The 7,138-nt window shown below is 72.7% G+C and carries 6 protein-coding genes; 1 reads left to right on the forward strand and 5 read right to left on the reverse strand.

From position 1 onward, the window contains the following. Nucleotides 1–153: 153 nt before the first annotated feature. The 5 genes from AB0B35_RS11960 to AB0B35_RS11980 form a co-directional block, all read right to left on the reverse strand. Nucleotides 154–933, reverse strand: coding sequence for a cytochrome c biogenesis CcdA family protein (locus AB0B35_RS11960; RefSeq protein ID WP_361043863.1), 780 nt, complete (start codon nucleotides 931–933; stop codon nucleotides 154–156). Then, entirely contained in the window at nucleotides 933–1,499 is a 567-nt protein-coding gene (locus tag AB0B35_RS11965) for a TlpA disulfide reductase family protein (RefSeq protein WP_361043865.1), read from the reverse strand. Before AB0B35_RS11965 ends, AB0B35_RS11960 begins: the two co-directional genes overlap by 1 nt. 8 nt (nucleotides 1,500–1,507) lie before the next feature. After that, the gene (locus tag AB0B35_RS11970) at nucleotides 1,508–2,137 is read right to left on the reverse strand and encodes a histidine phosphatase family protein (protein ID WP_361043868.1); all 630 of its coding nucleotides are present in this window, start codon (nucleotides 2,135–2,137) and stop codon (nucleotides 1,508–1,510) included. A gap of 67 nt (nucleotides 2,138–2,204) precedes the next feature. Then, complete coding sequence (gene hemL, locus AB0B35_RS11975; RefSeq protein WP_361043870.1) at nucleotides 2,205–3,530, reverse strand: glutamate-1-semialdehyde 2,1-aminomutase; 1,326 nt, start codon at nucleotides 3,528–3,530, stop codon at nucleotides 2,205–2,207. A 10-nt stretch (nucleotides 3,531–3,540) separates the two neighbouring features. After that, the gene (locus tag AB0B35_RS11980) at nucleotides 3,541–4,725 is read right to left on the reverse strand and encodes an FAD-binding oxidoreductase (RefSeq protein ID WP_361043872.1); all 1,185 of its coding nucleotides are present in this window, start codon (nucleotides 4,723–4,725) and stop codon (nucleotides 3,541–3,543) included. 205 nt (nucleotides 4,726–4,930) lie between these two features. On the opposite strand from AB0B35_RS11980, the gene AB0B35_RS11985 reads away from it, so the two are divergent. Then, nucleotides 4,931–7,051, forward strand: a complete 2,121-nt coding sequence (locus tag AB0B35_RS11985) for a S9 family peptidase (RefSeq protein ID WP_361043875.1) — start codon at nucleotides 4,931–4,933, stop codon at nucleotides 7,049–7,051. The last annotated feature ends 87 nt before the right edge of the window (nucleotides 7,052–7,138 follow it).

The raw sequence follows: 7,138 nt of genomic DNA on the forward strand, positions 1-7,138 counted from the left end.
CCGTTGCGCGCCGCGGCCCATCCGGCCGCGACGAAGCCGGGGGTACGCCGGTGCGGCGGCTCGTCGGCGGGCCGGTTCTCGACGGCGGCTTCGGTGAGGCTCATGCGGCGTTCCCGGGGACCGTGCCGACGCGACGGGTCGTGCGGCGCCCACTCATATGGAGATCTCCCCGGCTCCGAAGGTGACCCGCAGCCAGATCACGAAGTCGCCCCACGCACCGGTGATCAGGGCGAGGCCGACGAGGATCAGCAGCGCGCCGCCGAAGCGGGTGACCCAGCGCGAGTTGCGCCGGATGAAGCCGACCACGCCGGTGAGCTTGCGCATGCCCAGGCCCAGCACCAGGAACGGGATGCCGATGCCCAGGCAGTACGCCAGGCCCAGCACGATGGCGCGGCCGGTGTCGCCGTACGCGCCGGCCAGCGCGCCGACCGCGGCGAGCGTCGGGGACAGGCACGGCACCCAGCTCAGCGCGAAGACGGCGCCGAAGACCGGCGCCCCCCACAGCCCGGCCTGGGGCAGCTTCTGGATGCGCTTCTCGTTGTCCAGGCCCGGGATGACCCCGAGGAAGGCCAAGCCGAACAGCACGATCAGCGCGCCGATGCCGACCTGCAGCGCCCGCTCGTAGGTGAGCAGCAGTCGGCCGATCTGCGCCGCGACGATCGTGGTGGTCAGGAAGACGGCGGCGAACCCGGCGATGAACAGCAGCACGCCGGCCAGCACCCGGCCGCGGCGGGCCCGCCCCAGGCCGGTGCGGTCGTCGCCGAGCGTGGCGTCGAGGTCCGCGCCGACCAGGCCGGTCACGTACGACAGATAGCCCGGCACCAGCGGCAGCACGCACGGCGACAGGAAGCTGGCCAGCCCGGCGAGCGCCGCGACGGCGATCGCCAGCACCAGCGGCCCGCCGTTGACCACGGCGGCGAAGTCCGCACCCATCAGCCGGCCTGCTCGGCGGCGATCTCACGCACGATCGGGCCCAGCTCGGCGGCGTTGGTCGCCTTGCGCAGCACGGCGGCGACCCGGCCCTGCCGGTCGATGATCAACGTGGACGGGGTGGACACCGGGGGCACGTCGACGAAACGCAGCGACAGCCGGCCGCCCGGGTCGAAGATGCTCGGGTACGAGTTGCGGGCGGCCACGAACGCCTTGGCCTTGTCCCGGTCGTCGCGGTTGTTGATGCCGAGGAAGACCACGCCCGAGGCGGCGGTGTCCTTGGCGACCTGCTCCAGGTCGGCGGCCTCCAGTCGGCAGGGCGCGCACCAGCTCGCCCAGAAGTTCACGACCACCACGCTGCCCAGCTTGCCCGCCATGTCGTACGCGCCGCCGTCGAGCAGTTCACCGGTGACCGCCGGGGCCGCCTTGCGCTCGGTGGCCGGGAAGCGCAGCACGTCACCGACGGCGGGCGGCTTCTCGTCATCGCCGCAGGCCGCCAGCGCGGTCGTGGCCAGCCCGGCCACGGCGAGCGCCAGCACGGCGCGGCGGGTGCGGGGGCGTGATGTCACGCGCCCCATCATGCCCCGCGCCCGGCTCCGGTCCCCAGGTGGGCTGCCGGCTCGGAGTATGTGATCTGCGCCAACTGATCACCTTCGAAGACGAACGAGGTCAGGCTGGCCAGCCCGCACTGGCGGCGGCGCGGGTCATGCCACAGCCGCCGGCCCTCCAGCGCCATGCGCAGGGTCCAGATCGGAAGCTGGTGCGACACGCACACCGCCTCGTGCCCGCGGGCGTGCTCGCGGGCGGCGTGCAGGGCCAGGATCATCCGGGCCGCGATCAGCCGATACGGCTCGCCCCAGCTGGGCGTCATCGGGTTGCGCAGCACCCACCAGTGGCGCGGATCACGCAATGCGCCGTCGCCCGCGCCGACCCGCATGCCCTCGAAGTAGTTGCCGCTCTCGATCAGGTTCGGGTCGATGTGCACGTCGAGCCCGAGCTGCTCGGCGAAGGGCAGCGCGGTCTGCTGGGCCCGCTCCAGAGGGCTGGAGACCAGGTAGGTGATGTCCCGGTCGGCCAGCGCCGTGGCGGCCGCCTTCGCCATCTGCTGGCCGAGGCCGCTGAGCTGGAAGCCGGGCAGCCGCCCGTACAGAATCTTGGCGGGGTTCTGCACCTCTCCATGCCGGAGCAGGTGGACGATCGTCCTCATCTGCCGATCACCCTCCGCGCGCTCGGCAGATGGCATGCCGACCACATGATGATCTCGCCTTGCTCGATCATGACCCGGCTGCCGCCGCCGCTCGTGCCGCGCCCGGCAGGGCGGCGGCGATGTGGTCGAGGGCCTCGTCGTCGATGGCGCCCGAGACGAACCACGACTCGAACGCACTCGGCGGCAGATAGACGCCCTGCGACAGCATGCTGTGGAAGAACGCCTTGAACGCGGCGGTGTTCTGCCGTCGGGCGTCGTCGTAGTCGTGCACCTCGGCGTCGGCGAAGAAGATCGAGAACATGCTGCCCGCGGTGGCGAGCCGGTGCGGCACGCCCGCCTCGGCCAGCGCCTTCGTCGCCAGCTCCCCGATGGTCGCGGCGGTGGCGTCGAGCCTGGCATACAGCGCGTCATCGGCGAGCCGCAGCGTGGCCAGACCGGCGGCGCAGGCCAGCGGGTTACCGGACAGGGTGCCCGCCTGGTAGACCGGGCCGGCCGGGGCCAGCTTCGACATCACCTCGGCCCGGCCGCCGAACGCCGCGGCGGGCAGGCCGCCGCCCATGACCTTGCCGAACGTCCACAGGTCGGCGTCGACCGGCTCCAGGCCCTGCCAGCCGGAGCGCGACACCCGGAAGCCGGTCATCACCTCGTCCATGATGAGCAGCGAGCCGTGCCGGTGCGCGATCTCGGCCAGGCCGGCGTTGTAGCCGGGCCGCGGCGCGACCACGCCCATGTTGCCCGCGGCGGCCTCGGTGATGATCGCGGCGATGTCCGCGCCGTGCGTCTCGAACGCCTGCGCCACCGCGTCCAGGTCGTTGTACTTGAGCACGATCGTCTCGGAGGCGCCCGCGCCGGTCACCCCGGGCGAGTCGGGCAGCGCGAGCGTGGCGACGCCGGAACCGGCCGCGGCGAGCAGTGCGTCGACGTGGCCGTGGTAGCAGCCGGCGAATTTGATGATCTTCGTGCGGCCGGTGAAGCCACGGGCCAGCCGGATCGCCGACATGGTCGCCTCGGTGCCCGAGTTGACCAGCCGGATCTGCTCGGCGGCGGTGCGCGCGACCAGTTCCTCGGCCAGCTCGACCTCGCCCGGGGTGGGCGTGCCGAAGCTGGTGCCCCGGGCGGCGGCGGCCTGGATGGCCGCGACGACCTCGGGGTGCGCGTGGCCGAGCAGCAGCGGGCCCCACGAGCAGACGAGGTCCACGTAGCGGCGGCCGTCCGCGTCGAAGAGCCAGGGGCCCTCGCCGCGAACCATGAATCGCGGGGTGCCGCCGACGGCGCGGAACGCCCGGACGGGCGAGTTCACACCGCCGGGCACGATCGCCGCCGCCCGGTCGAAAAGTTCCTGGGAGGCGGGTGCGTCTGCCGGGTAACCCACCGGCTCGTTGAAGTCGATCACAGCGTACGAATTATGGCACGCGATACGGCGCGAGCAGCTCACGCAGGTGCGGTGGGGCGGCCTGCACCACAGCGGAGCCGCTGCGCGCCAGCAGCACCTCCCGCAACGTCTCCAGCACCGACACCAGCCGCCCCGCGGGCAGCTCGCCGGGCACCGCGGCCCACGCCTGCCCGACCCCGATGCTGCCGCGCACCGGCACAGGCGACCCGATCGCGTCGACCAGGGTGTAGCAGACCGAGTGCAGGTCGCCCTCGGGCGCGTAGAGCCGCACCGCCACCTCGCCGGGACGGAACGGATACTTGCCCCACCACGGCGGGGCCTGTGTGGTCAGGTACGCGTGCCCGCCCAGGCGGCGCACCAGCAGGCGGCCACGGTCGGCGAGGCTGACCGGCGAGCCCTCCAGCAGCACCGCCATCACCCCGGTGGCGTCGCGCCGCCCGCCCGCCTGCGGGGTGCGGCGGATGCCCGGCATGTCCAGCTCGATCGCGGCCGGGGCGAGATTCGCGGCCAGCACGTCGTCGCGCAGGGTCGCGACCTGCAGCGGCTGCAGCACCGGGCAGACCACCCAGGACGCGGCGGGAGCCAGCGGATAGGTCCGCAGCGTCACCTCGACGATCAGGCAGGCGGGGTGCGGCCCGCCTGGATGCGTCCAGCGCAGGTCGAAGATGCTGGACCCGAGCAGGCGGGCGCGGTCGGCCACGGTGGTGACCGTGCCGTCGGGCAGCACCACCGTCGCGTCGACCACCTGCACCGCGGGCGGCCCGTAGAGGTGGGTCAGCGGCCCGAACTCGGCCGCCGCCAGCACCCCGCCGAACGTCGCACGCGGCGACGGCGGGTCCAGCGCCAGCCGGCGGCCCGACCGGGCGAGCACGTCCTGCGTCGCCGCGACCCCCGCGCCCGCGCCGACGGTGAGCTGCTCGGTCATGGGGTCGTAGTGCAGCGTGGCGAGGTCGGAGAGGTCGACTAGCAGGTCGACCACCGGCGGCGGGTCGAGCCAGCTGGCCTTGGACCCGCTGCCCCGGGGCAGCACGGTCAGCCCCAGCTCGTGGGCGCGGCGCATCAGGGCGGCGGCCTCGGCGAGGTCATGCGGCGCGGCGACCCAGCGCACCAGCGCGCCGTCGACCGTGTCGAGCGGGCCCGCCGGGCGCACGGGGCAGCCCAGCCGCAACCCGTCCAGCTCGGATTCCTCACGCACCGGTGCCGTCATCCCTCGCTCCAACCGAATGGAAGGTGCCGCTCCTGACAGTTCACCCCGCGCAAGGCGGGCTGGCGACACGTGAGACGGAAATCCTCACGCAGCGCACAAAGCTCGTTAGAACATATGTTCGATACTAGTCAACATCGACGGTTCCGGCAATCACCACTGCCTTCCCACCCGGGCTGCCGGTAGCGTTACCGCCATGACTTCCGATCTCCCCAACGGGCCGGTCACGGCCCCCGTCGCACCGCGGATCGCGAGCACGCGCAGCCATCACGGCGACGACGTCATCGACGAGTACGCCTGGCTGGAGACGAAGGACGACCCGGCGGTCACCGCGTACCTGGAGGCCGAGAACGCCTGGACCGAGCACGCCACGGCCCACCTGAGCGGGCTGCGCGAGACGCTGTTCGGCGAGATCAAGGGCCGCACCCAGGAGACCGACCTGTCGGTGCCGGTCCGCAAGGGCGCCTACTGGTACTACGCGCGCACCGAGGCCGGCAAGCAGTACGGCATCCAGTGCCGGCGCCCGGTCACCGCCGGCGAGACCGCGCCGCCGACCCCGGCCGACGGTGCCCCGCCCGCCGACGAGGAGATCCTGCTCGACGGCAACGAACTGGCCGCCGGGCACGACTTCTTCGCCCTGGGCACGCTCGACGTGAGCCCGGACGGGCGGCTGCTGGCCTACTCCACCGACCACACCGGCGAGGAGCGCTTCACGCTCCAGATCAAGGACCTGGCCACCGGCGAGATCCTGCCCGACCGGATCGAGGGCGCGTTCTACGGCAGCGCCTGGTCGGCGGACGGCACGCAGCTGTTCTACCTGACCGTGGACGAGGCCTGGCGCCCGCACCGGGTGTGGCGGCACGCGGTCGGCTCGACCGGCGACGACGCCCTGGTGCTGGAGGAGGCGGACGAGCGCTTCTGGATCGGCGTCGAGCTGACCCGCTCGCAGCGCTTCATCCAGATCGACATCCACAGCAAGGTCACCAGCGAGGTCTGGCTGATCCCGGCCGACGAGCCCACCGCCGCGCCGACCGTGGTCACCCCGCGCGTGCAGGGCCTGGAGTACTCCGTCGAGCCGCAGGGCGACCGGCTGCTGATCCTGCACAACCGCGACGCCGCCGACTTCACCCTCGCCCAGGCCCCGGTCGCCGACCCTTCGGACTGGCAGGAACTGATCGGCCACACCCAGGGCGTACGCCTGGAGGGCGTGGACGCCTTCGCCGACCAGTACGTGGTGTCGCTGCGCCGCGAGGGCCTGACCGGCCTGCGCCTGTTCCCGACCTCGGGCGAGCCCACCTCGAAGCCGCGGGACATCACCTTCCCGGAGCCGCTCTACACGGTCGGGCTGTCCGGCAACCCCGACTACCACACCGACCAGCTACGGCTGACCTACGCCTCGATGGTCACCCCGGACTCGGTCTTCGACTACGTGGTGGCCACCGGCGAACTGCTGCTGCGCAAGCGCAAGCCGGTGCTGCAGGGCCCGGCCGACGAGCCGTTCGACCCTGCCCACTACGAGCAGCACCGGGTATGGGCGACCGCCGACGACAACACGGGCGTGCCGATCTCACTGGTCTGCAAGGCGGGCACGCCCGTCGACGGCAGCGCGCCCCTGGTGCTCTACGGCTACGGCTCGTACGAGTCGAGCATGGACCCGTGGTTCTCCATCCCCCGGCTGTCGCTGCTCGACCGGGGCGTGGTCTTCGCGGTCGCGCACGTGCGCGGCGGCGGTGAGCTGGGCCGGCACTGGTACGACGACGGCAAGCTGCTGGCCAAGCGCAACACGTTCACCGACTTCGTCGCGTGCGCGCGGCACCTGGCCAAGAGCGGCTGGACCAGCCCCGACCGCATCATCGCGCGCGGCGGCTCGGCCGGCGGCCTGCTCATGGGCGCGGTCGCCAACATCGCCCCGGAGGCCTTCGCGGGCATCGTCGCGCAGGTGCCGTTCGTCGACCCGCTGTCGTCGATCCTCGACCCGTCGCTGCCGCTCACCGTCACCGAGTGGGAGGAGTGGGGCAACCCGCTGGAATCCCCCGAGGTGTACGCGTACATGAAGGCCTACTCGCCGTACGAGAACGTCGCCGACCTCGAGTACCCGGCGATCCTCGCGGTGACCAGCCTGAACGACACACGGGTGCGCTACAGCGAGCCGGCCAAGTGGGTCGCGGCCCTGCGGCACACCGCCCCGCGCGGCGAGTACCTGCTCAAGACCGAGATGGGCGCCGGTCACGGCGGCCCGTCCGGGCGCTACGACGCCTGGAAGGAAGAGGCGTTCGTGGCGGCCTGGATCCTGGACCGGGTCGGCCTGGCCCGCTGACCTTCACGTTCGCCCACACGGCGGGGGGGGGGGGGGGGGCGGGGGCCCCCCCCCCCCCGTCGGAGAAGATCTCTTAGTGTTGTTCTT

The organism is Catellatospora sp. NPDC049133 (genome assembly GCF_040648455.1).
Lineage (GTDB): Bacteria > Actinomycetota > Actinomycetes > Mycobacteriales > Micromonosporaceae > Catellatospora > Catellatospora aurea.